This is a genomic window from Mesorhizobium sp. CA5, from assembly GCF_020165105.1.
Classification (GTDB): Bacteria; Pseudomonadota; Alphaproteobacteria; order Rhizobiales; family Rhizobiaceae; genus Mesorhizobium.
The window spans coordinates 1-24,296 of the sequence record NZ_JAIUHJ010000036.1 but is presented as its reverse complement, the minus strand read 5'-3'; the positions used below and the strand labels follow the sequence as shown (position 1 = coordinate 24,296).

The window sequence follows — 24,296 nt, the reverse complement described above, 5'->3', positions numbered from 1 at the left end:
GGAAGCTCCTGGTCGTCCTCAACGCTATCATTCGCGACAAAACCGCATTCGCGTGAACACAGTTGCCATGCCGTGACTTCGAAGTGCCGCCACCGTGCAGAATTTTGTTCGTTGCACTCCTTGGCGAAGGTAACGGCATGGATTCTAGGGTCTACGCGGTACGCTTCGCTTCCCGCTCCGCCCTAGAATGACGACGGGGTGGGCATTTCGGCCAATCTCCAACGCATGCCGCCTGCCAATGCAAACAGAGCCGATCGGTCAAAATCCCTGTGCAGTGCCACTAGCGGTTTTCCGTCCGGAATTGCCTCAAAAACAAAGAGTCACTTTCAATCTCTCCAACAAAGAATGACCCGGAAGTCGTCACCGATTCCCGGGGTCACGCGTTGAGGACGCCAGGCGGGGGTTCCGGCTCCTCAATGGCCTCCGCCGCCACCGCCGCCCTGCGGGGCCGGCTTGTTGATGAACAGCACGAAAAATCCGAGCGAGGCGAACAGCACCGTCAGCATCATGAACACGTCCATGAAGGACAAAAGCGCCGCCTGCTGGTGTACCATGCCGGACAGTTTCGAGATCGCAGCGCTTGTGGCGTCGAGACCGGCGGTCTGCCCGAAATTCTGCGTCATGTTCTGCAGCTTGGTCTGCGCGGTCTCGCTGCCCCACTGCACATGCTCGGAGAGCCGCGCATAGTGGAAGGCGTTGCGGTCGATCAGCACCGTGTTGATCACCGCGAGGCCGACGGCGCCGCCGAGGTTGCGGGTCAGGTTGAACAGGCCCGACGCATTCTTCAGCCGTTCCGGCGGCAGCGTGCCGAGCGCGATGTTGTTGATCGGCACCATGCACAGCATCATCGAGCAGCCGCGCAGGATTTGCGGGATCAACAGCTCATAGAAATCCCAGTCGGCCGTGAGATGCGTCATCCACCAGGTGCCGGTGGCGAAGCCGACGAAGCCGATCATCATCATCAGCCTGAGGTCGATCTTGTTCGACAGGATGCCGGCAACGGGCGCGGTGAAGAACATCGCCAGGCCGCTGACGAACAGCGCCTCGCCGATCATCATCGAATCGTAGCCGCGGATACGCCCTAGGAACACCGGATAGAGATAGGTGAGCCCGTAGAGGCCGATGCCGACGACGAAGGAGAACAGCGAGCCGAAGGCGAAGTTGACGTTGCTGAAGGCCCTGAGGTCGACGATCGGCTCCTCGGCGGTGAAGACACGCCAGAAGAAGATGACGCCGCCGATGGTCATGATGATGGCGCAGGCGAACACCGCCGGCTCCTGCAGCCAGTCATGATTCGGGCCTTCCTCCAGCACATATTCCATGCAGCCGAGGAAAGCGGCCATGCCGATCAGGCCCCACCAGTCGAACTTCGAGAACAGTTTCAGGTTGGGCTTGTCGAAGTCGATCAGCGCCCAGGCGGCCGTCGCCACCAGGATGCCGGGCACGACATTGATCAGGAACAGCCAGTGCCAGGACATGGCGTGGCTGATATAGCCGCCCACCGTCGGGCCGATCGTCGGCGCCAGCGTCGCCACCAGGCCGATCATCGGCGAGACGACGGCGCGCTTGGAAGGCGGGAAGATGGTGAAGGCGGCCGCGAAGACGCTGGGGATCATGCCGCCGCCGATAAAGCCCTGGATGGCGCGGTAGACGATCATCTGGTCGATATTGGTGGCGGTCGCGGCAAGCGCGCTGGCCGCGGTGAAGCCGGCCGCCGCGGTGGTGAACAGCACGCGCGTCGACAGCATGCGGCTGAGGAAGCCGGACAGCGGGATCATCACCACCTCGGCGATCAAATAGGCGGTCTGCACCCACGGAATCTCGTCGGAGCTGGCGCTCAGGCCCGCCTGGATTTCCGACAGTGAGGCCGAGACGATCTGGATGTCCAGGATCGCCATGAACATGCCGAACACCATCGCCAGGAAGGCGACGACGCGGCGCACGGGCATATGGTCCGCGGGCAGGGCCGGCGCGGCAGCGACCGGACGTCCGGGCATTGATCCTGCGGTGATGGTTGCGGTTGCCATGTCATGGCCTCCCTGGGCAATTCCTGGGACGAGCGCGTGGCGGTCCCGAATTGCGTCGAAAACGATAAAGCAGGCTGGACGGCCCGGCGCTCGATCGGCCGCCGGGCCGCCCCCCAATCAGTTGGTCGTCGAAGCCGGCGCGGTGCGGCTGTCGACCGCGACGACGACACTCAGCCCGGCGCGCAGCTTGCCGGCCTTCAGCACGTCGGCCGGGACGTCGATGCGCACGGGCACGCGCTGCACCACCTTGGTGAAGTTGCCGGTGGCGTTTTCCGGCGGCAGCAGCGAGAACACCGCGCCCGAAGCCGGCGCCAGCGAGGAAACCGTGCCTTCGAAGGTCTGGCCGTCGATAGCGTCGACGGTGATGCGGACCTTCTCGCCAGGCACCATCCGGCCGAGCTGCGTCTCCTTGAAGTTGCCGACGATGTAGAGCTTGTCCATCGGCACGACGACGGCGAGCTTCTGGCCGGGGCTGACGAGATCGCCCTGCTCGACCGAGCGGTTGCCGACGACGCCGTCATAGGGAGCCTTCAGCACGGTGAAGGACAGATCGCGCAGGGCCTTGTCGCGGGTGAGCTGCAGCGAGGCGAGCGTCGAGGCCGACTCGGCGCGCTGCGCTTCCAGCACGCCGATATTGGCCTGCGCCGCCGCGATCTGCGCATCGGCGCCGACAAGCGCCGCCTTGGCTTGGTCGAGCGCGGTCTGGGCGTCGTCGAGCTGGGCCTGCGTGCCGACATGGGTCTTGACGAGTTGCGCCGCCCGCAGCTGGGCGCGCGCCGCATTGTCGGCGGCGGCCTGATCCGCGACCTTCTGCGCCTGGGCCTGCGACAGCGAGGCCTGGGCGGCCTTGGTCTGGGCGTCGATGCGGTCGAGTGTCTTGCTCAAGGTGGCGATCTGCGCCTCGGCCTGGGCCACGGCGATCTTGTAGTCGCCATTGTCGATGACGAACAGCGGATCGCCGGCCTTCACCCGCTGATTCTCGCTCACCAGCACCTTGTCGATATAACCGGATATTTTCGGCGACACGAACGACATGTCGGCCTGGACATAGGCGTCGTCGGTGGAGATCATGAACCGTCCGTCGGTCCAATAGTTATACCCATACCAGGAGCCGGCGCCGAGCAGGGCAAGGCCGATGATCGGTAACAGGAAAGAGCGGACAGAACGCTTCTTCTTGGCGGGTGCTTCAGCCGCCGGCGTCGCAATGGGAGCGGCGGGCTGGACAGGAACTTCCGGCGCTTCGGTCGAAGGCTGGACCTTGGCGTTGGGAAAAGAGCGGACTTCGGCGGTGGCGGGCGCGTTCGAGGACATAGCGATCTCTCTGGAATGTCATTCATACTGAACCGTTCGGTTCGAATTGGAGATTGACATAGCGCGGAAAGAGGACCATATCAAGAGGAAATCGAACCGAGCGGTTCGAAATATTTTCAAGGAACGACTTCCATGGTCGACACGACAGCCGATAGCGATCTGCTCGACTTGCGCAAGGGCCGCCCGGCGGCCGGGCAGGATCCCGTAAAACGGGCCCAGATCATCGAGGGCGCCCGCCGCGTCTTCATAGACAAGGGCTTTGAAGCGGCCTCGATGAACGACATCACGCGCGAGGCCGGCGTCTCCAAGGGCACGATCTACGTCTATTTTCAAAACAAGGAAGAGCTGTTCGAGGCGCTCATCGAGGAAGAGCGCGGCACCATCTTCAAGAACATGTATGAGGTGCTCGACCATTTCGACGACCTGCGCAAGACGCTGGTGAAGTTCGGCACCGTGCTTTCGCTGAAGATCACCTCGGCCAAGGTCATCCAGGCCCAGCGCACCGTGGTCGGCGCGGCCGATCGGATTCCGGAGCTTGGCGCGCGCTTCTACGAACGCGGCCCCAAGCGCGGCCACGACAAGGTCATGGCCTTCCTCAACGAAGCCGTCGAACGCGGCCTGCTTCAGATCGCCGACGTCGACCTTGCCGCCTACCAGTTCACCGAGCTTTGCCTCGCCGGCCTGTTCCGCCAGTGCATCTTTTCCTATCGCACGAAAGCGCCGAGCCAGGCGGAGATCGAGCACGTCGTGACGTCCGGCGTCGACGTGTTTCTCAAGGCCTATGCCACGGAAAAATTCTTCGCCGAGGAACGGGCGTTGCAATCGGCCTGACCGTTCGGGCATGCGGATTCCGGAGCGCAAAGGGCGAAGCTGAAGGGGTCGCGAGGCGTCGCCGCGAAATCCATCGGTGCGGTCTGCCTCGACCGCGAAGACCGGCCTGAAGACCCCTCTCAAAATATCGATCGGCATCATCCGGCAGGCGCTTTCGGAAGAACCTGTTAACCATCGCTTCCTATGTCTCGGGAGACGTTCAATCGGCGAGTCTCGAGTATGACATCCATGCGTTTCCCCCGTGCCAATCATCCCGGCGCCTCAGCCCACGACAGCGACGACGAACATCGCAATCCGCGGGAAACCGGGCGCCATGGCGCAGTCCCGCAAGCAGGACAGGTCGTGCCGCTGCGAGTCCTGCCCGGGGGCGAATCGACCGCCGCTCGTAATGCATCCGAATCGGCCGGCGACGATTTCGGCCTCCCCGCCTGGCAGAACTATTTCTTCCTTGCGCCCAATGTGCGTTTCACGCGCACACCGGACACCGACCTCGCCAGGCGGGCCGCTCCGCCGGAGGATGCCGCTCAGGGCAAGGCATACGCGGCCGAGCCCGTCCGGCCTGCGCCTCCGGCTCCGCCGCCAGCCGCTCCGGTCCGGAAAAGTTCCGCCGCTCCCGCCTCGGCGCCGATGCAAACCGGGTCGATCCGCGCACCAGCCACTGTTGCCCCTGCCATCGTCCCGGCCGCAGCGGCCGCGCCGAGCCAGGCTGCTGCTCCGACACCAAAACCGCGCCTGAGCGGATTGCGCTGGTCCTATCTTTCCGATCATGCCTTTTTCGAGTTCGGTATGCCCTTCCTGGCCGAGCGCCTGGCGCGGGCGCGTCTGAACGAGACGGGGCAGGCGCCTGCCGTTCCGGCGCAGCCACTGATGCAGCCGGTGCAGGCGCAGCGTCCGGTCGCGCAACCGGTCCAGCCCCGTGCCGCCTTCCCGGGTGAGGCGACGTCATTTTACCGGGTCATCGAATGGCGCTCCAACACGGCGGAGGCAAGTCCGATCTTGGCGGCCGTGCCGGCTCCGGCGGCCGCCCAACCGGCGCCTGCCAAGCCCATGCCAATCTCCGCCCCGGTAAGCGCCAGGAAAGCCAGGCAGGCACCATCGTTGCCCATGGCCGGCGAGGTCGGGCCGCTATCCGCGATGGGCGGCTACGAGCTTCCTTCGGAAGAGCTCTTGCAGATGCCGCCCGAGGGCCAGGGCTTCTACATGTCGCAGGAGCGGATGGAGCAGAATGCCGATCTGCTCGAAAGCGTGCTGGAGGATTTTGGCGTCAAGGGCGAGATCATCCATGTCCGGCCGGGGCCGGTCGTCACGCTCTACGAGTTCGAGCCGGCGCCGGGCGTGAAATCCAGCCGCGTCATCGGGCTCGCCGACGATATCGCCCGCTCCATGTCGGCCGTCTCGGCGCGTGTCGCCGTGGTGCCAGGCCGCAATGTCATCGGCATCGAGCTGCCCAACGAGACGCGCGAGACCGTCTATTTCCGCGAGCTGATCGGCTCGGCAGGCTTCCGCAATACCTCCTGCAAGCTGGCGCTCGGCCTCGGCAAGACCATCGGCGGCGAACCGGTCATCGCCGAGCTCGCCAAGATGCCGCATCTGTTGGTGGCGGGCACCACCGGCTCCGGCAAGTCGGTCGCCATCAACACCATGATCCTGTCGCTGCTCTTCAGGATGAAACCGCAGGAATGCCGTCTCATCATGGTCGACCCCAAGATGCTGGAGCTCTCCGTCTATGACGGCATCCCGCATCTTCTGACGCCGGTCGTCACCGATCCCAAGAAGGCCGTCACGGCGCTGAAATGGGCGGTGCGCGAGATGGAGGACCGCTACCGCAAGATGGCGCGCCTCGGCGTGCGCAACATCGACGGCTACAACCAGCGCGCGGCAGGCGCCCGCGGCAAGGGCGAGGTCGTGACCATGCAGGTGCAGGCCGGCTTCGAGAGAGGCACCGGCGAGCCGCTGTTCGAGGAGCGCGCGATCGACCTCGCGCCGATGCCCTACATCGTCATCATCGTCGACGAGATGGCCGACCTGATGATGGTGGCCGGTAAGGAGATCGAAGGCGCCATCCAGCGGCTGGCGCAGATGGCACGCGCCGCCGGAATCCATCTGATCATGGCGACGCAACGCCCGTCCGTCGATGTCATCACCGGCACGATCAAGGCCAATTTCCCCACCCGCATCTCCTTCCAGGTGACGTCGAAGATCGACAGCCGCACCATCCTCGGCGAGCAGGGCGCCGAGCAGCTGCTCGGCCAGGGCGACATGCTGCACATGGCCGGCGGCGGGCGCATTTCGCGCGTGCATGGCCCCTTCGTTTCCGATGTCGAGGTCGAGCATGTCGTGGCGCATCTGAAAGCGCAGGGACGTCCCGAATATCTCGACACCGTCACCGCGGACGAGGAAGAGGAACAGGAAGCGGCCGACACAGGCCCGGTCTTCGACAAAAGCGCGATGGCCGAGGAGGATGGCGACGCGCTCTATGAGGAAGCCGTCAAGGTGGTCAAGCGCGACAAGAAGTGCTCGACCTCCTACATCCAGCGCCGCCTCGGCGTCGGCTACAATCGCGCCGCCTCGCTGGTCGAGCGCATGGAGAAGGAAGGCCTGGTCGGCGCTCCCAACCATGTCGGCAAGCGCGAGATCCTCAGCGGCCGGCGCGATCGCGAGCCGGAACGCGACGAGATGGATTGATCCTGAGGGATCGGTCCCTGGCGGGCGGCGTCAGCCGCCGTTCGCTACCAGGGCGATGGCGGCGCGCAGCTCGTCCAAGCCCTCGGCTTTTTCCGAGGAGGTGGCCAGCACCACCGGAAACGCCGCGGGCCGCTTCTTGATCTTGGCCAGCGTCTCCTCGATCAGCCTCGGCACGCCCGCGGCCTTGATCTTGTCGGTCTTGGTCAGCACCACCTGGTAGGATACTGCCGCCTTGTCGAGCAGGGTCAGCACTTCCTCGTCCTTGGCCTTGATGCCATGGCGCGCGTCGATCAGCACATAGACGCGCTTCAGCGTCACGCGGCCCTGCAGATACTCGTAGATCAGCTTGGTCCACTCATCGACCTTGTCCTTCGGCGCGCTGGCATAGCCGTAGCCCGGCATGTCGACCAGCGCCATCGGCGGCAGGTCGGCGCCCTCGCCGGAAAAGCCGTCGGGCACGAAATAGTTGAGCTCCTGCGTGCGCCCCGGCGTGTTCGACGTCCGCGCCAGGCCCTTGTGCCCGACCAGCGCGTTGATCAGCGACGATTTGCCGACATTGGAACGGCCGGCGAAGGCGATCTCCGGCGGGCCTTCCGGGGGCAGGAACTTCATCGACGGCACGCCGCGGATGAAGACCCAGCCACGGGTGAACAGCTCCGGGCTGATCGCGGTTTCGTTCGGCGTTTTGACGTTTGTCATTTTTTCGGGCGCGCTCAAACCGCCGCCTCCAGCCTGGAAATGTCGGCGCCGCGGATGGCGTTGAGATTGCGGCTGATCTTGTCGACCGGCCAGTCCCACCAGGCCGCCTTGAGCAGCCGCCGCACCGTGAACTCGTCGAAGCGCATCTTCACCACCTTGGCCGCATTGCCGGCCACGATCGCATAAGGCGGCACGTCGTGCGTGACAACCGATTTCGCCGCGACAATGGCGCCGTCGCCCACCGTCACGCCCGGCATGATCACCGCATCCATGCCGATCCACACGTCATTGCGGATCGTGGTGTCGCCGCGAATCTCCTTCGACCAGGTCTGCGGGTCGAAGCCTTCCTCCCAGCCATGGCCGAAGATGTTGAACGGATAGGTCGAGAAGCCCGACATGGCGTGGTTGGCGCCGTTCATGATGAAACGCGCGCCTTCCGCTATGGCGCAGAACTTGCCGATGATCAGCTTGTCGCCGATGAAGTCGTAGTGATGCAGCACGCATTTCTCGGCGAATTTGTCGGGACCGTCGGGGTCGTCGTAATAGGTGAAGTCGCCGATCTCGATGTTGGGCGACGTCACCAGTCCCTTCAGGAAACCGACGCGCGGATGCATCGCAATCGGATGCTTGACGTTGGGATTGGGTCCGGTCATCGCGGTCCTTTGCGGGCGGGTTTGGGTGCGGTCGGCGCGCGCGATCAAACTAACGCGATCCTTCGACGCGACCAACCGTTCAATGGCTGCCGCGACAGATCGCGATCGGATTGGAAAGTCTCCAACGTCAGCGCCAATAGCGCCCGGTCAACCCACCGCCACTTTCAGCCACAGCGCCTTTTCGCCGAGCGTCGCGACCAGCCCCGCATGCGCCGCCCGATCCGTTTCACTGAGCCGCGGCGGCAGGGCGATCGGCCGGGCGCCGATCGAGATGTCGATATCGGCCACCTCGCCGGCGCCATTCATGTGCACCGCCACGGACTCCAGCACCAGCGCCGCCTGCTTGCCGCCGATGAGCTCGATATAGACCTCCGCCAGCAATTCGGAGTCGAGCAGCGCGCCGTGCTTGGTGCGGCGGGTGTTGTCGATGCCGTAGCGCCGGCAGAGCGCGTCGAGCGAGTTCGGTCCCATCGGATGCTTGCGGCGCGCCAGCGCCAGCGTGTCGACCACGCGGCCGGGATCGATGGCCGCTTGCTCGAGCCGGCTGAATTCGAGGTTGAGGAAGCCGATATCGAAGGTTGCGTTGTGGGCGATCAACTTGGCGCCGTCGGTGAAGTCCAGCCATTCCTGCGCGATTTCGGCGAAGGTCGGCTTGCCGACCAGGTCGGCGGCGCTGATGCCGTGCACGGCCTGCGCCTCGGCATGGATCGCGCGCCCTTGCGGATTGATGAATTTGTGGAAGGTGCGGCCGGTCGGGAAGCGGTTGACCAGTTCGACGCCGCCAAGCTCGATGATGCGGTCGTCGCGCAAATCGAGGCCGGTGGTTTCCGTATCGAAGATGATCTCACGCATTCGAATCAGTTCGCTTCCCAAACGAGCAGAATCATACACCAGAACAAAATGGCAATGGGGACTGGTGACGGCCTAACGCCTGACCTCCGAAATCGGACTCGATTTTCGGAAAAGGATCATGCACAAAATCAAAGCGTTACAGCGTCCTTTGCGCGTCCGAACGGGCGCGCGGCGCTGTAATGTCAGGAGTCGGCTTAGCCGGACTTTTCCCCTGAGAGTTCGGCGACGATCGCCTCGACCCTCTTTCGCGCGGCGTCGAAGCCATGGCCGGTGTCGATGATGAAATCGGCCAGTCGGCGCTTTTCGGCGTCGGGCACCTGCCTGGCGAGGATGGATGAAAACTTCTCCTCGCTCATGCCCGGCCTGGCGAGCACGCGCTCACGCTGGATTTCAGGCGACGCGCTGACGACCACGACCTTGTCGACGCGGCTGCGGCCGCCCGTTTCGAACAGCAGCGGGATGTCGAGCACGGCGAGCCGCGCGCCGGCGGCGCGATGCTTTGCGAGAAACGCGTCGGCGTCGGCGCGCACCAGCGGGTGAATGATTGCCTCGAGCCGCTTCAGCGCGGCCGGATCGGCGAGCACTTTTTCGGCGAGCTTGACCCGGTCGACCGCGCCCGCTTGCGTCGTGCCCGGAAAGGCCGCCTCGACCAGAGGGGCGGCCTTGCCGGAATAAAGGCGATGCACGGTCTCGTCGGAATCATGCACCGGCACGCCGGCTTCGGCGAACATTTTCGCCGTGGTGGACTTGCCCATGCCGATCGATCCGGTGAGGCCGAGCACGATCATCAACGGCCCTCGATGTCGGCGACGATCATGCGCCGCAATTCGGGCGTCACTTCGGGTTTCCTGCCGAACCAGCGTTCGAAACCTGGCACGGCCTGATGCAGCAGCATGCCGAGACCATCGACCGTCTTCAGGCCGCGCGCCCTGGCGGCGGCAAGCAAGGGCGTTTCCAACGGCACATAGACAATGTCGGTGACGATGGCGTGGCCGGGCAAGCCTGCCGGATCGGCGGAGAGCGTGGCGTCACCATGCATGCCGAGCGAGGTGGTGTTGATCAGCAGGCCGGCATCGGCAAGCAGATCACCGAGCGCGCCCGCGCCATGCGCCGAGACCCCGGCGCCGAAGTGGCGGCTGAGTTCCTCCGCTCTCGCGAGCGTCCGATTGGCGATGCGGATATCCTTGATGCCACGCTCCTTCAGCGCATGGATGACCGCGCGGGAGGCGCCGCCGGCGCCCAGAACCACGGCCGGTCCATTGACCGCCCAGCCAGGCGCTTGGTCGTCGAGATTGGCGGCGAAGCCGTAGCCGTCCGTGTTGCCGCCACACAGAATGCCATCCTCGAACCACAACGTGTTGACCGCGCCGATTTCATCGGCCGCATGGTCTCGGCGGGCCACTCCGGCGAAAGCGGCTTCCTTGTGCGGAATGGTGACGTTGCCGCCGCGGTAGCCGTTCTCGCCGAGAGATTTCAGAAAGGCGGCGAAATCCGCCGGCGCGACGTCGATCGCTTCATAGCTGCCGTCGATGCCGTATTTGGCCAGCCAGTAGCCGTGGATCTTCGGCGAGCGCGAATGGGCGATCGGATGTCCGGTGACGAAGGCCTTTTTCTCAGCCATCGATGGCTCCCAATGCGCGCAACTCCTTCAGCAGCGGCAGCAGCGGCAGGCCGACGATGGTGAAATAATCGCCCTCGATCTTCTCGAACAGCTGAATGCCTTCGCCCTCGATCTGATAGGCGCCGACGCTGGACAGCGCCTTGGCGCCGACGCGGGCCAGGTGCCGGCCGATGAAGGCGGGGTCGAGCTTGCGCATGGTGAGGCTGGCGACGCCGACATGGCGCCACAGCACTGCGCCGTCGCGGCAAAGCACCGCGGCGCTGTTCAACTGATGCGTCTTGCCGGACAAGGCCAGGAGATGGCGGCGGGCGCCTTCCATGTCGGCGGGCTTATGAAAAATCTCGTCATCCAGCGACAGCGTCTGGTCGCAGCCGAGCACCAGGGCGCCCGGCTTGCGCTCGCTGACCTCGGTCGCCTTGGCCTCGGCCAGGATCGACGCGACGTCCTCGGGCGAAGCGCCGCTGTCCTTCAGCGGAGCCTCGAGCGCGCGCTCGTCGACATTTGCCGGCACCGCCTCGATGTCGAGGCCGGCGCTGACGAGCATGGCTTTTCGGAATGGGCTGCCGGAGGCGAGGATGATCTTTTCAGGCATGATGGTTCATTCAACCGTTGCGATCCGTCCAGCACCCCTCATCCGTCTCGGCGCTGTCGCGCCGATCCACCTTCTCCCACAAGGGGAGAAGGAAAGTCCAACGTCACCGCAAATCGCCGCCTGGCGGTAATCGCAGGACGCTGGCGCCGCGTTCTTCCTTCTCCCCTTGTGGGAGAAGGTGGCCGAGCGAAGCTCGGTCGGATGAGGGGTGTTGGACGGAGTGCTCACTTACATCGCTTGCCCTAGCGCGTCTTGCCCCGCAGGGCAACGATCGCCGCCGCCGTTTCCTCGATGGAGCGGCGGCTGACATCGATCATCGGCCAGCCATGCCGCGTGCAAAGCTGGCGGGCATAGGCGAGCTCCTCGTTGATCGCGGCGCGGTCGACATAGTCGGTCGGCACGAAGGCGGCGCTGTTGCCGAGGATGCGGTTTTGCCTCACATGCGAGATGCGCTCTGCCGTGGCGACCAGCCCGACGACCAAAGGCGTCTTGGCGGCGATCAGGCTTTCCGGCAGCGGCACCCCGAGCACGATCGGGATATTGGCGGTCTTGATGCCGCGATTGGCGAGATAGATGCTGGTCGGCGTCTTCGAGGTGCGCGAAATGCCGATCAGCACGATATCGGCATCGTCCATATTGGCCGGCAGCTGGCCGTCATCATGCTCCATGGTGAAGTTCAAGGCATCGATGCGGCGGAAATATTCGGCGTCGAGCACGTGCTGGGCGCCGACGCGGCGACCGGCCGGCGTGCCGAGATAGGACTGGAAGACGGTCAGCACCGGTTCCAGCACCGAGACGCAAGGCAGGCCCATGGCAGCGCAGCGCTCATCGATCGAGCGCGCCAGCTTCTGGTCGACGACCGTATAGAGGATGATGCCGGGCTCCTCCTCGATGTCCTCGAAGACCTTGGCTATCTGCTTTTCCGTGCGGATCAGCGGATAGATGTGCTCGATGGCGCGCGCATCCTTGTACTGCGCGGACGCCGCGCGGCCGGCCGCCAGCAGTGTCTCGCCGGTGGCGTCGGAGATTAGATGCAGATGGAAGAAGCTCTGAGGTTTGTTCACAGGGAATGGGTCCAGGCTGTGGGCAATTGTGGACAAGGCTGGATGGGCAAGCCTTGGGCAAGGAAGCGACTGTATCAGATGGCCGCTTGTCCACAATTCGACCCGCTGTAGGCTTTGTCGCGGCGCTGGGGACAAAACCGGGGATCAAGTTTTCTTGGCCGATCTCATCCACAGGGCGAGGTTCGGAACGGTAAGTCCAAGCTTTTGACTCCAAAGCTGGAATCCGCTTCGTCCCCAGAACCCTCCAAATTGCGAAAGCGAGTACGCGACAATATGCTGACTGGCCTTTTCGAGCCGCAGGCTGGACAGGTCGCAACCATCACAACCAACAGACTCTTAGAATCAGAAGACTCTTTTAAAATAGATATTTGATTTAAGAGGAGCGCGCATGACCCCGAACCAGAGGTTCGGAAAGGATCATGCGCTAAATGAAAGCGCTACAGCGTCCTTTGCGCGTCTAAGGACGCGCGGCGCTGTAGAGAGGGCAGCGCAGGATGGCTGGGAAACGGATCGTGCTCGACGTCCTCAAGGGCGAGACGGTTTCACCGCCGCCGCTCTGGATGATGCGTCAGGCGGGCCGCTATCTTCCGGAGTATCGCGAGACCAGGAAGCGAGCGGGATCCTTCCTCGATCTCTGCTACGATCCGGACCTTGCCGTCGAGGTGACGCTGCAGCCGATCGAGCGCTTCGGCTTCGACGCCTCGATCCTGTTCTCCGACATTCTCGTTGTGCCCAATGCCCTGGGGCGGGACGTCCGCTTCGAGGAGGGCCGCGGACCGATCCTGAAGCCGATCTCGGCGGTCGAGATTGCGGCGCTGAACGGCGACATGTTTCACGTGAATCTCGAACCGGTCTACGAGACCGTGCGCCGGCTGCGGGCGAAACTGCCCGATGAGACGACGCTGCTCGGCTTCTGCGGCGCGCCATGGACGGTGGCGACCTATATGATCGCCGGCCACGGCACGCCCGACCAGGGCCCTGCCCGGCTATTCGCCTATCGCGAGCCGGAGGCCTTCGCGCGGCTTCTGAAGATATTGGCCGATCGTTCGGCCGCCTATCTCATCCGCCAGATCGAGGCCGGCGCCGATGCGGTGCAGATTTTCGATTCATGGTCGGGCGTGCTGGACGAGCCGTGCTTCGAGGCTTTCTGCGTCGAGCCGGTGGCCGAGATCGTCGCCCAAGTGAAGGCGGTTCACCCCGATGTGCCGGTGATCGGTTTCCCGAAGGGCGCGGGCGAGCGCTATCGTGATTACAGGAGAAAGACCGGCATTGCCGGTCTAGGTCTCGACTGGACCGTACCGCTGTCGATGGCGAAGGAACTGCAGCGCGACGGAGCGGTGCAAGGCAATCTCGATCCGTTGCGCCTGGTCGCCGGCGGCAAGGCGCTCTCTGACGGCGTCGAGGCAATCCTGAGGACTTTGGGTGACGGGCCGCTGATCTTCAATCTCGGCCACGGCATCACGCCGGAAACGCCGGTGGCGCATGTCGAGGCGATGGTGAAAATGGTGAGAAGCCGGCAATGAACGATGTGAGCAACGAGAACAGCGCGAGCAGCGAGAACAGTACTGGCCAGGCGATGAAGCGCATGGCGATCGGCATTGCCCTGCTCGTCGTGCTGACGGCGCTGCTCTATCTCGCGGCACCCGACAGCTTCTATCCGTGGGCCAAGGCGATCCATGTGATTGCGGTCATTTCCTGGATGGCCGGCATGCTCTATTTGCCGCGTCTCTTCGTCTACCATGTCGATGCCGAAAGGGGCTCGGTTCAGTCCGAAACCTTCAAGGTGATGGAGCGCCGGCTGCTCAGAGGGATCATCAATCCGGCGATGACCGCGACCTGGGTGTTCGGGCTTTGGCTTGCCTGGAAAGGCTTTGGATTTCAGGGCGGCTGGCTGCACGCCAAGATCGCGCTGGTGCTCATTTTGTCGGGGCTGCATGGCTATCTCGCCGGGGCGGTCAGGAAATTTGCCGAGGACAAGAACGAAAAGCCGGCGAGGCACTGGCGGATCGTCAATGAGATCCCCACATTGCTGATGATCGTCATCGTCATCCTGGCCATCGTGAAGCCGTTCTGAGGCTTTCCCGGATCCGGCCAGGCCCAGCAAAAGGCGGCTTGCTCTTTCAGTCGAGCGACGATACAAGACGGGTCTTCCTTCCCGTCATGCGCCGCCCCTTTTCTCGCTTTCGGCCGCGCCCGACATTTGTCGCATCCAGCCGATTTCCCTCTCCAAAGCCTACCCAGAGTCTATCTAATGCAAGAAATGAAACTCGCAGAGTTCAAGAACAAGAAGCCGCCGGAGCTGATCGCTTATGCCGAGACGCTCGAGGTGGAGAACGCCAGCGTCATGCGCAAGCAGGAGCTGATGTTCGCGATCCTGAAGAAGCTCGCCGCCCAGGACGTCGAGATCATCGGCGAAGGCGTGGTCGAGGTGCTGCAGGACGGTTTCGGCTTCCTGCGCTCGGCCAACGCGAACTACCTGCCGGGTCCCGACGACATCTATATCTCTCCGTCGCAAATAAGGCGCTTTTCGCTCAAGACCGGCGATACGGTCGAAGGACCGATCCGCAGCCCGAAAGAGGGCGAGCGCTATTTCGCGCTGCTCAAGGTCAACACCATCAATTTCGACGACCCGGAGAAGATCCGGCACAAGATCCACTTCGATAATCTGACGCCGCTCTACCCGACCAAGCGGCTGAAGATGGAGATCGACAATTCGACCTCCAAGGACATCTCGCCGCGCGTGATCGACCTGGTCGCGCCGATCGGCAAGGGCCAGCGCGCGCTGATCAACGCGCAGCCGCGCACCGGCAAGACGGTGCTGATGCAGAACATCGCCCATTCGATCACCGCCAACCATCCGGAATGCTATCTGATCGTGCTTCTGATCGACGAGCGCCCGGAGGAAGTCACCGACATGCAGCGCTCGGTGAAGGGCGAGGTGATTTCCTCGACCTTCGACGAGCCGGCGGCGCGCCACGTTCAGGTCGCCGAGATGGTGATCGAGAAGGCCAAGCGCCTGGTCGAGCATGGCCGCGACGTCGTCATCCTGCTGGATTCGATCACCCGTCTCGGCCGCGCCTACAACACCGTCGTGCCGTCATCCGGCAAGGTGCTGACCGGCGGTGTCGACGCCAACGCGCTGCAGCGCCCGAAGCGCTTCTTCGGCGCAGCCCGCAACATCGAGGAAGGCGGCTCGCTCACCATCATCGCCACCGCGCTGATCGATACGGGCAGCCGCATGGACGAAGTGATCTTCGAAGAGTTCAAGGGCACCGGCAACTGCGAAATCCAGCTCGACCGCAAGGTGGCCGACAAGCGCATCTACCCGGCGATGGACATCCTCAAATCGGGCACCCGCAAGGAAGACCTGCTGGTGCCGCGCGCGGACCTGCAGAAGATCTTCGTGCTGCGCCGCATCCTCGCGCCGATGGGCACGACCGACGCGATCGAGTTCCTCATCGACAAGCTCAAGCAGACCAAGACCAACGCGGACTTCTTCGATTCGATGAATACGTGATTGGGGCGATGCCCTTCCTCCTTCTCCCCTTGTGGGAGAAGGTGGATCGGCGCGCAGCGCCGAGACGGATGAGGGGTGTTCCAGCGGAATGAGACGCTGGCTTTCCCTGGAGCACCCCTCATCCGTCGCCTTCGGCGACACCTTCTCCCACAAGGGGAGAAGGTGAAGGGCGCTATCGCCGCAACAGATTCTCCAACTCCTCCGCATCGGTCACCGCCGGCAGGCACACCTGCCCGCTGCAGAACCAGGCGCCGGCCTTGTCCGTCGGCGGCAACACGCCGCCCGGCAGCGATGGTCGATTCGCTTCCGAACCGACCGGAACGATAATGTCGACCCGGCGCGGGTCGGGATTCCGATTCGCAACCGGAACGAGGCTTGGTGAATCCAGCTCGTCTACAATGACAAGCTTCAGCGGCTCGAGCGTCAGGGCACAGGCGTTGACGATGCCGGCCTGGCCGTAGGCCTGCTGCGAGGCGCGGCCCATTGCATGCTCGGCGGTCGTCCACGCCTTTTCCCAGAGAGCGGCATCGCCGGTGAGCGATGACAGCCGCACCAGCGCCTCGATGATCTGGCTGGTGGCCGACGGGATTGCTTCATCCACATCACCGCGGATGCGGATCGGAACGTCGCCGCTGTCCGACGCCGTCAGCCAGTAGCCGCTCTTTTGTTCATCCAGGTGCCAGCGGTCGAGCTCGCCGATGAACTGCCTGGCGCGATCGGAATAGGCCGGATCGCCGGTCGCCTCGAACAGCGCGATCGCCGCGTTGGTCATGGCGGCATAGTCGCTGGACAGCGCCGGAAAGAGCTTTTTCGCGCCTAGCATGGAATGCGGCAGCCGTCCGTCCTGGCCGGCCTCGACGATATGGCCGAAGGCTTTTGCGGCGGCGTCGATCCAGTCATGCCGCCCAAGCGAGCGGCCCGTCTCGGCGAGCGCTGCGATCATCAGCCCGTTCCAGTCGGTGAGCGCCTTGCCGTCGCGGCCCGGCCTGACCCGCCCTTCGCGGACGCCCAACAGCTTTGCCTTCAGAGACGCCAATTTCGCATAGTCGGCGATGCCCTGAGCTTGGGCCTCGCTCTGGCGAATGATCGGCTTGCCTTCCCAGCCATGCGGCGCGGCGAGCTCGAAATACCGGAAGAAGGTCGACGTATCGTCGCCGAGCGCGGCTTCGACTTCGTCGCGGTTCCATGTGTAGAAAAGCCCCTCCTCGCCGTCGCTGTCGGCGTCGAGACTGGCGGCGAAGGCGCCGCCTTCGACCAGCATCTCGCGCAGCAGCCAGCCGACGGTCTCTTCGATTCGTACCCGGAACAAGTCGTTGCCGGCGGCCGCATAGGCCCAGTTGCACAGGCGGATGAGCTGGGCGTTGTCGTAAAGCATCTTCTCGAAATGCGGCACCAGCCATTCGGCGTCGGTGGAGTAGCGGCTGAGGCCGCCGCCGACATGATCGTAGATGCCGCCGGCGTGCATTTTTTCGAGGCTGGCGAGCACCGCGTCGCGATGCGCGGCCTCGCCGTCACGCAGCCAGGACAGCCAAAGCGTGTGCATGAAGGGCGCGTTGGGGAATTTCGGCGCGCCCTTCAAGCCGCCGAGATCGCGGTCGATCATGCCGTCGATGCGGGTGGCGAGGTCGGCCAGCGTGTCGCGATCGATCACGGCCTTGCCCGCCGCGCCGGCAAGCCGCTGCTCGACGTGAGCGGTCAGCCCGTCGGCGCTTTCGGCGAGGCTCTGCTGCTTTTCGCGCCAGGCCTTGTCGACCGCTTCCAGCACCTGGATGAAGCCCGGCCTTCCGTAACGCGCCTCGCGCGGGAAATAGGTGCCGCCCCAGAAAGGCTTGCCGTCAGGCGTCAGAAACATGGTCAGCGGCCAGCCGCCCTGCTCGCCCATGGCATGGAGTGCGGCCATATAGATCTGGTCGATGTCGGGCCGCTCTTCGCGATCGACCTTGATATTCACGTAGAGCCGGTTCATGACGGCGGCCACGGCGTCGTTCTCAAAACTTTCATGGGCCATGACATGGCACCAGTGGCAGGCGGCGTAGCCGATGGAGAGCAGGATCGGCCGCCCGAGCTGCTTCGCTTCGGCAAGGGCCGCAGGCGACCAGCCGCGCCAATGGACAGGATTGTCGCTGTGTTGCTGCAGATAGGGGCTGGCCTCTTCGGCAAGCAGGTTTCGTGCGGGTAAGGTCACGATGGACGACTCTTTTTTGGGTCTCATGCATCAACGCTGGAGCATGATGCCGAAAAGTGTGAAGCGGCTTTCGGCCGTGCTCTATCTTTCAATCTAGGCGGTTCGGCAGGTCCGGCAAATGGTTTCCCCAATGGCTTCGAAGGATTCGATCGTCGCGCTGTCGAGCGGCCGCTTGCCGGCAGGCATCGCCGTCATCCGAATTTCCGGCCCCAAGACTCGGTTCGTGGTCGAAACGATAGCCGGATCCGTTAAGGATCGGTTTACCACGTTGCGAAGGCTCCGGGCGGCGGACGGCTCGATCATCGATCACGGCCTCGTCCTGTTCTTTCCAGGTCCCGGCAGCTTCACCGGGGAGGACGTTGCCGAGTTCCAGGTCCACGGCAGCCGCGCCGTCGCGGCCAAGATGCTGGAGACGATCACGCAGTTCGATGGGGTGCGGCATGCGGAACCGGGCGAGTTTGCCCGGCGTGCCTTTCTGAACGGCAAGCTCGACCTGGTCGAGACCGAGGCGCTCGCCGATCTGGTCAATGCCGAGACGGAAGCGCAGCGCCGCTTTGCCCTGCGCAATGCAGACGGCGCGCAGAGCGAGCTTTATTCGAGCTGGCGCCGCCGGCTGATCCATGCACGAGCCATGATCGAGGCGGAGATCGACTTCGCCGAGGAAGAGGATGTGCCGGGTTCCGTTTCGGAGGCGGTCTGGTCCGACGTGTCGGTAATGATCGGGGAAATCGATCGCCACATCGGAGGTTTCAAGGCCGCGGAGATCATTCGCGATGGTTTCGAAGTCGTGATCCTCGGCGCCCCGAATGCCGGCAAGTCCAGCCTGTTCAACGCGCTGGCCAGGCGCGAGGCTGCGATCGTCACCGACGAGCCGGGCACGACGCGCGATCTGCTCGAGGTGGTGATGGACCTCAATGGGCTGAAGGTGCGGCTTGTCGATACGGCCGGTCTGCGGGAGGCTGCGGGCAAGGTCGAGTCGATCGGTATCGAAAGGGCGCGGGCCAAAGCTGACGTGGCGGATCTCGTTCTGCTGTTGGAGGATATGGCTGATCCGGCGCCCGTTGCGGGTGTTCCAGGTGGAGCTCCGTTGCTGAGGATCGGAACGAAGTCGGATATCGCCAATGCCGGCGCCGGGAAATATGACCTCGTGATTTCCTCCAAGAACGGCAGCGGTCTGGACCGCCTTCTGAACGAGATCGGGGCCCGCGCCGCCGCCGCGGTTGGCGGGGTGGGTGACGTCCTGCCATCCAGGCTGCGTCACGTAGAGTTGCTCAAAGAGGCAGTGGATTTCCTGCGGGCGGCACTGTCGGGCCAAAGCCAGGAGCTGCGCGCCGAGGAACTGCGGCTGGCGGCCGAACGTCTTGGCCGGATCGTCGGCGCGGTCGATGTCGAGGATTTGCTCGACGTCATCTTTTCGCAATTCTGCATTGGTAAGTGATTCACGTGAAACACGGGCTTTTGCCTATCTCGCAATGATTCACGTGAAACACCGCCGCCGCTGCCAGCTTCGCAGTTGTCCGGTGGGGATGGCAAAGCTCGCCATTCATTGTTTCACGTGAAACGAGTCCACCTCTCCTTGACACCAGCCGCCGTCGGGGACATCTGTCAACCCAATCTCTGAAAGCGGATTCTTGGAAAAATGACCAATCACTATGATGTGGTGGTGGTGGGCGGCGGCCATGCCGGATGCGAGGCGGCGAGTGCTGCCGCGCGCGCCGGCGCCAGGACCGCCCTGGTCACGCTGCGCTTCGAGACGATCGGCGTCATGTCCTGCAATCCGGCGATCGGCGGTCTCGGCAAGGGGCATCTGGTGCGCGAGATCGACGCCATGGATGGGCTCATGGGGCGCATCGCCGACGCCGCCGGCATCCAGTTCCGCCTGCTCAACCGCCGCAAGGGGCCGGCCGTGCGCGGTCCGCGCACCCAGGCCGACCGCAAGCTTTATCGCCTGGCAATGCAGGAAGCGATTCGGCAGCAGAACAATCTCGACGTGATCGGGGGCGAAGTCCTCGACCTTGAGATCGAAAACGGTAGCGTCGCAGCCGTGCTGGTTTCCGGCAATCGGCGGCTGGCCTGCGGCGCCGTCGTGCTGACCACCGGAACTTTCCTGCGCGGGCTGATCCATATCGGCGAAAGGAAGATCGTCGCCGGGCGGATGAACGAGCAGGCAAGTCTCGGCCTGTCGGGGACGATGGCGCGCGCGGGTTTCAAGCTCGGTCGCCTGAAGACCGGAACGCCCCCTCGCCTCGACGGCCGCACCATCGACTGGGCCTCGCTAGACGCCCAAGCGGCGGACGAGGATCCGGTACCGTTCTCGCTGATGACCGACGTGATCGCCAATCCGCAGATCCATTGCGGCATCACCCGAACCATGCCGGCGACGCATGAGCTGATCCGCGCCAATCTCGGTCGTTCGGCCATGTATTCCGGCTCGATCGAAGGCATCGGGCCGCGCTACTGTCCCTCGATCGAGGACAAGATCGTCAAGTTCGGCGACCGCGAGGGCCATCAGATCTTCCTCGAGCCCGAAGGCCTCGACGACGACACCGTCTATCCGAACGGCATCTCGACCTCGCTGCCGGAAGACGTGCAGCTCGACATGCTGAAGACGATCCCCGGGCTGGAAAAGGCGACGATGCTGCAGCCCGGCTATGCCATCGAATACGACCATGTCGATCCGCGCGAGCTGAAGACGACGCTGGAGACGAAGCGCGTCGCCGGCCTTTTCCTGGCCGGGCAGATCAACGGCACGACCGGTTATGAAGAGGCCGGCGCGCAAGGCCTGCTCGCCGGCATCAACGCCGCGCGGGCGGCATCTGGCGATGAGCCGTTCGTGCTCAGCCGCACCGAGGCCTATATCGGCGTGATGGTCGATGACCTGACCAGCCGGGGCATCGCCGAGCCTTATCGCATGTTCACCTCGCGCGCGGAGTTCCGGTTGTCGCTGCGCGCCGACAATGCCGACGAGCGGCTGACGCCGTTGGCGGAAAAACTCGGCATCGCGTCGTCGGAGCGGCTGCAGCGTTTTGGCTTGCTGGCGCAGAAGCTCGACGAGGCCCGCGCGCTGGCAAAGTCTGTGACGCTTACGCCGAACGAAGCGGCACGGCATGGGCTGGAGATCAACAAGGACGGCGTGCGCCGCTCGGCCTATGCGCTGTTGGCGCATCCGGGCGTCGACATGGCCTGGCTGAGAAGGGTCGAACCGCGCTTTGCCGAACTGGACGCCAAGACGGCGGAGCGGCTCGAAACGGAGGCGAAATATTCAGTTTACCTCGATCGCCAGCAAGCCGACGCCGCACAGATCAGGCATGAGGAATCGCGGCTCATCCCCGAGGCGCTCGATTTCGCGGACGTTCCGGGACTTTCAAACGAGCTGAAGCAGAAGATGAAGGCGCGCCAGCCGCGCTCGATCGCCGATGCGCAGCGCATGGAAGGCATGACACCCGCCGCGCTTGCCATCATTGTCGCGCATGTCCGCAACGCCGAGTTCGCAGCGCGAAGGGACGTGGCGTGAGCGCGGATGCCTGGGCGAGCCTGCAAAAGGCAGCGGGTCCGGTTTCACGTGAAACATTCGAGCGGCTGCAGGCGTTCGAACAGCTGTTCCTGAAATGGAACCGCAGCATCAATCTGGCGGCGCCGTCGACACTGGACGATGTGTGGCGCCGCCATATCCTGGACAGCGCCCAGCTTGCGCGAATCGCACCCACCGCGACGCGCTGGGTCGATCTCGGCTCAGGCGGCGGTTTTCCCGGCCTGGTGCTGGCTTTCCTGCTGGCGGAGCGCCCCGGCGCATCGATCGCCCTGGTCGACAGCAATCGCAAAAAGGCGTCGTTCCTGCAATCCGTCATAGGCCAGTTCGGTTTGCCGGCGTGTGTCGTGGCCAGGCGCATCGATGACAGCTATGCGCTTGTTTCAACACCAGAAATCGTCACGGCCAGGGCGCTGGCGGCGCTTCCGGTCCTGCTCGACCTATCGGCGCCCTGGCTGACCAGCGGCGCACGCGCGCTCTTTCACAAAGGCCGGGATTACCGCGCCGAGGTGGAAGAAAGCACTCACCGCTGGGGCTTCGATCTGGTAGAACATTCGAGCATGACCGACGCCGAAGGCGTCATCCTCGACATCACCGACTTGCGCCCAGCGAAACAGCAATGAATTACTGGCATAAATCCATGAAAACCGGACCGCGTATTATCACTGTCGCCAACCAGAAAGGCGGGGTCGGCAAGACGACGACGGCCATCAACCTGGCCACGGCGCTGGCCGCGATCGGCGAGCGCGTGCTGATCGTCGACCTCGACCCGCAGGGCAATGCCAGCACCGGCCTCGGCATCGACCGCAAGGATCGCACGGTTTCGTCCTATGACGTGCTGACTGGCGAGCTCGAGCTGGAGCAGGCCGCGGTGCCGACGGCGGTGCCCGGCCTCTCCATCATACCCTCGACTCTCGACCTTCTCGGCATCGAGATGGAAATCGCCTCGGCGCCCGACCGCGTGCTCAAGTTGCGCAATGCGCTGCGCGCTGCCTCCGAGCGTTCGGCCCCGTTCGGCTATGTGCTGATCGACTGCCCGCCCTCGCTCAACCTTTTGACTTTGAATTCAATGGCGGCGGCCGATTCCGTTCTCGTGCCGCTGCAATGCGAGTTCTTCGCGCTGGAAGGTCTCAGCCAGTTGCTGGAGACGGTCGAACAGGTGCGCAATACCATCAATCCGGACCTCACCATCCAGGGTATCGTGCTCACCATGTATGACGGGCGCAACAACCTCGCCAACCAGGTGGTGCAGGATGTGCGCACCCATATGGGCGACAAGGTCTATGAGACGATCATCCCACGCAATGTGCGCGTCTCCGAGGCGCCGTCCTACGGCAAGCCGGCGATCCTTTACGACCTGAAATGCTCGGGCAGCCAGGCCTATCTGCAGCTCGCCTCCGAGGTGATCCGCCGCGAGCGCAAGCTGCGCGCCGCCTGAGCATCATTGCGCGGCTTGGTTAATCAGCCGATTCGATTCCGAAACGATCTGGACAAACTCATGAGCGAAGACCAATCGAGAAAAAGACTGGGCCGCGGCCTCGCGGCGCTGATCGGCGAAATCGACCGTCCGGCGGCGCCCGAAAAGCCGGGCGCGGCGGTGGCGGCCGACGGCAAGGTGCCGATCGAGTTCGTCAGCCCGAACCCGAAGAATCCGCGCCGGCATTTCGGCGATGCCGAGCTCACCGATCTGGCCCAGTCGATCCGCGAGCACGGCGTGGTGCAGCCGGTCGTGGCGCGCCCCTCGCCGTCGCAGCCCGGCCGCTACGAGATCATCGCCGGCGAGCGGCGCTGGCGGGCGGCGCAGCGCGCCGGTCTGACCGAAATCCCGCTGATCGTGCGCGACGTCAACGACCGCACCGCGCTGGAGCTGGCGATCATCGAGAACGTCCAGCGCGCCGATCTCAATCCTGTCGAGGAGGCGCAAGGCTATCAGCAGCTCATCGACGAGCATGGCTACACGCAGGCCGATCTCGGCCAGGTGATCGGCAAGAGCCGCAGCCATGTCGCCAACACGCTGAGACTGCTGAAGCTGCCTAACGTCATTCACGACATGCTGGTCGACGGCGATTTGTCGGCCGGCCACGCCCGAACGCTGGTCACCGCCGAAGACCCGGCCGGGCTCGCCAAGCGCATCGTCAAGGAAGGGCTTTCGGTGCGCCAGGCCGAAGCCTTGGCGCAAATGCCCGCCGGCCCGACGCCAGCCAAGGTGAAATCCCCCGCGAGCCCGCCCGAGAAGGACCCCGACACGCTGGCGCTCGAGAAGCTGATGACCGACACAATCGGCATGATCGTCAGCATCGAGCACAAGGGCAAGGGCGGCACGCTCAAGATCAACTACCGCTCGCTGGAACAGCTCGACGAGCTCTGCCGGCGCCTGAAGGACGAGCGGTAGGGGGTCGAGGCGTAACGGTATTCGGCTGTGGCTGAAGTTTTGGCTGAACGCTGGATACGTCTGATATATCCGTGATAGACATAAATGGGCTGGCGCTTTGCCGGCCTTTTTTGTTTGCGCGGTGCGCGGCTAAGATGCCGGGAACTGCGAATCCTTCCCTGCGAGAAGATGCCCCGGCAGGACAGAGGAGCGTGCTGTCCCGTCAACCTGTCCTTCGTCATTCTAGGGCGGAGCAAGGAGCGAAGCGACGCGCGCAGACCCTAGAATCCTGTGTGTTGGTTCCGGTGTATGGTTGAGGTGGGAAGGAGACCGAATGAATCCTGGTCGTCCTTTCGGAC

At 64.0% G+C, this 24,296-nt stretch carries 20 protein-coding genes; 10 read left to right on the top strand and 10 right to left on the bottom strand.

The genetic code is table 11. From position 1 onward, the window contains the following. Positions 1–413 precede the first annotated feature (413 nt). Together LB529_RS28410 and LB529_RS28405 are read right to left on the bottom strand one after the other, a co-directional pair. Positions 414–2,027 (bottom strand): DHA2 family efflux MFS transporter permease subunit, encoded by a 1,614-nt coding sequence (locus LB529_RS28410; protein ID WP_411962592.1) that lies wholly within the window; start codon positions 2,025–2,027, stop codon positions 414–416. Positions 2,028–2,144: 117 nt separating this feature from the next. After that, complete coding sequence (locus tag LB529_RS28405) at positions 2,145–3,338, bottom strand: HlyD family secretion protein (RefSeq protein ID WP_224712929.1); 1,194 nt, start codon at positions 3,336–3,338, stop codon at positions 2,145–2,147. Between the two features lie 132 nt (positions 3,339–3,470). On the opposite strand from LB529_RS28405, the gene LB529_RS28400 reads away from it, so the two are divergent. Both LB529_RS28400 and LB529_RS28395 read left to right on the top strand, forming a co-directional pair. Beyond that, complete coding sequence (locus tag LB529_RS28400; RefSeq protein WP_140845340.1) at positions 3,471–4,169, top strand: TetR/AcrR family transcriptional regulator; 699 nt, start codon at positions 3,471–3,473, stop codon at positions 4,167–4,169. A gap of 219 nt (positions 4,170–4,388) precedes the next feature. Next, positions 4,389–6,854: a DNA translocase FtsK gene (locus tag LB529_RS28395; RefSeq protein ID WP_224712928.1), complete on the top strand. Its 2,466-nt coding sequence runs from the start codon at positions 4,389–4,391 to the stop codon at positions 6,852–6,854. Between the two features lie 30 nt (positions 6,855–6,884). On the opposite strand, the gene yihA is transcribed toward LB529_RS28395, so the two are convergent. The 7 genes from yihA to LB529_RS28360 form a co-directional block, all read right to left on the bottom strand. Next, on the bottom strand, positions 6,885–7,553 hold the full coding sequence (yihA, locus tag LB529_RS28390) for a ribosome biogenesis GTP-binding protein YihA/YsxC (protein ID WP_224712927.1): 669 nt from the start codon (positions 7,551–7,553) through the stop codon (positions 6,885–6,887). Positions 7,554–7,567: 14 nt separating this feature from the next. Then, positions 7,568–8,206, bottom strand: coding sequence for a CatB-related O-acetyltransferase (locus LB529_RS28385; RefSeq protein ID WP_140845343.1), 639 nt, complete (start codon positions 8,204–8,206; stop codon positions 7,568–7,570). Positions 8,207–8,353: 147 nt separating this feature from the next. Further along, a complete protein-coding gene (gene dnaQ / locus LB529_RS28380) occupies positions 8,354–9,058 on the bottom strand; it encodes a DNA polymerase III subunit epsilon (protein WP_095769506.1) in 705 nt (234 codons plus the stop codon). Between the two features lie 194 nt (positions 9,059–9,252). Next, complete coding sequence (coaE, locus tag LB529_RS28375; protein WP_224712926.1) at positions 9,253–9,846, bottom strand: dephospho-CoA kinase; 594 nt, start codon at positions 9,844–9,846, stop codon at positions 9,253–9,255. After that, complete coding sequence (locus LB529_RS28370) at positions 9,846–10,679, bottom strand: shikimate dehydrogenase (protein WP_224712925.1); 834 nt, start codon at positions 10,677–10,679, stop codon at positions 9,846–9,848. Before LB529_RS28370 ends, coaE begins: the two co-directional genes overlap by 1 nt. Next, a complete protein-coding gene (locus LB529_RS28365; protein ID WP_224712924.1) occupies positions 10,672–11,271 on the bottom strand; it encodes a Maf-like protein in 600 nt (199 codons plus the stop codon). Before LB529_RS28365 ends, LB529_RS28370 begins: the two co-directional genes overlap by 8 nt. A gap of 242 nt (positions 11,272–11,513) precedes the next feature. Next, positions 11,514–12,335 (bottom strand): pyruvate, water dikinase regulatory protein, encoded by an 822-nt coding sequence (locus LB529_RS28360; RefSeq protein ID WP_095769510.1) that lies wholly within the window; start codon positions 12,333–12,335, stop codon positions 11,514–11,516. A 494-nt stretch (positions 12,336–12,829) separates the two neighbouring features. On the opposite strand from LB529_RS28360, the gene hemE reads away from it, so the two are divergent. From hemE to rho, 3 genes are all read left to right on the top strand, one after another. Then, entirely contained in the window at positions 12,830–13,858 is a 1,029-nt protein-coding gene (gene hemE / locus LB529_RS28355; RefSeq protein WP_224712923.1) for a uroporphyrinogen decarboxylase, read from the top strand. Next, positions 13,855–14,409 carry a protoporphyrinogen oxidase HemJ gene (hemJ, locus tag LB529_RS28350; RefSeq protein WP_224712922.1) on the top strand — a complete coding sequence of 185 codons (555 nt, stop codon included), beginning with the start codon at positions 13,855–13,857 and terminating at the stop codon, positions 14,407–14,409. The genes hemE and hemJ overlap by 4 nt, the downstream gene beginning before the upstream one ends. A gap of 177 nt (positions 14,410–14,586) precedes the next feature. Beyond that, positions 14,587–15,852 carry a transcription termination factor Rho gene (gene rho, locus LB529_RS28345; RefSeq protein WP_095769513.1) on the top strand — a complete coding sequence of 422 codons (1,266 nt, stop codon included), beginning with the start codon at positions 14,587–14,589 and terminating at the stop codon, positions 15,850–15,852. Positions 15,853–16,024: 172 nt separating this feature from the next. Here the strand turns inward: rho and LB529_RS28340 are convergent, their stop codons facing one another. Beyond that, entirely contained in the window at positions 16,025–18,037 is a 2,013-nt protein-coding gene (locus tag LB529_RS28340; RefSeq protein WP_224712921.1) for a thioredoxin domain-containing protein, read from the bottom strand. Positions 18,038–18,167: 130 nt separating this feature from the next. On the opposite strand from LB529_RS28340, the gene mnmE reads away from it, so the two are divergent. The 5 genes from mnmE to LB529_RS28315 all read left to right on the top strand — a co-directional run bounded on the left by mnmE (position 18,168) and on the right by LB529_RS28315 (position 23,958). Beyond that, a complete protein-coding gene (gene mnmE / locus LB529_RS28335) occupies positions 18,168–19,475 on the top strand; it encodes a tRNA uridine-5-carboxymethylaminomethyl(34) synthesis GTPase MnmE (RefSeq protein WP_224712920.1) in 1,308 nt (435 codons plus the stop codon). A gap of 201 nt (positions 19,476–19,676) precedes the next feature. Beyond that, on the top strand, positions 19,677–21,551 hold the full coding sequence (mnmG, locus tag LB529_RS28330) for a tRNA uridine-5-carboxymethylaminomethyl(34) synthesis enzyme MnmG (RefSeq protein ID WP_224712919.1): 1,875 nt from the start codon (positions 19,677–19,679) through the stop codon (positions 21,549–21,551). After that, positions 21,548–22,189 (top strand): 16S rRNA (guanine(527)-N(7))-methyltransferase RsmG, encoded by a 642-nt coding sequence (gene rsmG / locus LB529_RS28325; protein ID WP_224712918.1) that lies wholly within the window; start codon positions 21,548–21,550, stop codon positions 22,187–22,189. Before mnmG ends, rsmG begins: the two co-directional genes overlap by 4 nt. A gap of 17 nt (positions 22,190–22,206) precedes the next feature. Then, positions 22,207–23,004 carry a ParA family protein gene (locus tag LB529_RS28320; RefSeq protein WP_095769880.1) on the top strand — a complete coding sequence of 266 codons (798 nt, stop codon included), beginning with the start codon at positions 22,207–22,209 and terminating at the stop codon, positions 23,002–23,004. 60 nt (positions 23,005–23,064) lie between these two features. Beyond that, on the top strand, positions 23,065–23,958 hold the full coding sequence (locus LB529_RS28315; protein WP_224633913.1) for a ParB/RepB/Spo0J family partition protein: 894 nt from the start codon (positions 23,065–23,067) through the stop codon (positions 23,956–23,958). Positions 23,959–24,296: the final 338 nt, after the last annotated feature.

What these genes read in the sequence shown, in the direction of transcription:
- mnmE (WP_224712920.1), top strand. Translation starts at nt 18,168, where the DNA reads ATGGCTTCGAAGGATTCGATCGTCGCGCTGTCGAGCGGCCGCTTGCCG.
- hemJ (WP_224712922.1), top strand. Translation starts at nt 13,855, where the DNA reads ATGAACGATGTGAGCAACGAGAACAGCGCGAGCAGCGAGAACAGTACT.
- LB529_RS28385 (WP_140845343.1), bottom strand. Translation starts at nt 8,206, where the DNA reads ATGACCGGACCCAATCCCAACGTCAAGCATCCGATTGCGATGCATCCG.
- LB529_RS28405 (WP_224712929.1), bottom strand. Translation starts at nt 3,338, where the DNA reads ATGTCCTCGAACGCGCCCGCCACCGCCGAAGTCCGCTCTTTTCCCAAC.
- LB529_RS28400 (WP_140845340.1), top strand. Translation starts at nt 3,471, where the DNA reads ATGGTCGACACGACAGCCGATAGCGATCTGCTCGACTTGCGCAAGGGC.
- mnmG (WP_224712919.1), top strand. Translation starts at nt 19,677, where the DNA reads ATGACCAATCACTATGATGTGGTGGTGGTGGGCGGCGGCCATGCCGGA.
- LB529_RS28395 (WP_224712928.1), top strand. Translation starts at nt 4,389, where the DNA reads ATGACATCCATGCGTTTCCCCCGTGCCAATCATCCCGGCGCCTCAGCC.
- LB529_RS28365 (WP_224712924.1), bottom strand. Translation starts at nt 11,271, where the DNA reads ATGCCTGAAAAGATCATCCTCGCCTCCGGCAGCCCATTCCGAAAAGCC.
- dnaQ (WP_095769506.1), bottom strand. Translation starts at nt 9,058, where the DNA reads ATGCGTGAGATCATCTTCGATACGGAAACCACCGGCCTCGATTTGCGC.
- coaE (WP_224712926.1), bottom strand. Translation starts at nt 9,846, where the DNA reads ATGATCGTGCTCGGCCTCACCGGATCGATCGGCATGGGCAAGTCCACC.
- hemE (WP_224712923.1), top strand. Translation starts at nt 12,830, where the DNA reads ATGGCTGGGAAACGGATCGTGCTCGACGTCCTCAAGGGCGAGACGGTT.
- yihA (WP_224712927.1), bottom strand. Translation starts at nt 7,553, where the DNA reads ATGACAAACGTCAAAACGCCGAACGAAACCGCGATCAGCCCGGAGCTG.
- LB529_RS28315 (WP_224633913.1), top strand. Translation starts at nt 23,065, where the DNA reads ATGAGCGAAGACCAATCGAGAAAAAGACTGGGCCGCGGCCTCGCGGCG.
- LB529_RS28410 (WP_411962592.1), bottom strand. Translation starts at nt 2,027, where the DNA reads ATGGCAACCGCAACCATCACCGCAGGATCAATGCCCGGACGTCCGGTC.
- rho (WP_095769513.1), top strand. Translation starts at nt 14,587, where the DNA reads ATGCAAGAAATGAAACTCGCAGAGTTCAAGAACAAGAAGCCGCCGGAG.
- LB529_RS28370 (WP_224712925.1), bottom strand. Translation starts at nt 10,679, where the DNA reads ATGGCTGAGAAAAAGGCCTTCGTCACCGGACATCCGATCGCCCATTCG.
- LB529_RS28320 (WP_095769880.1), top strand. Translation starts at nt 22,207, where the DNA reads ATGAAAACCGGACCGCGTATTATCACTGTCGCCAACCAGAAAGGCGGG.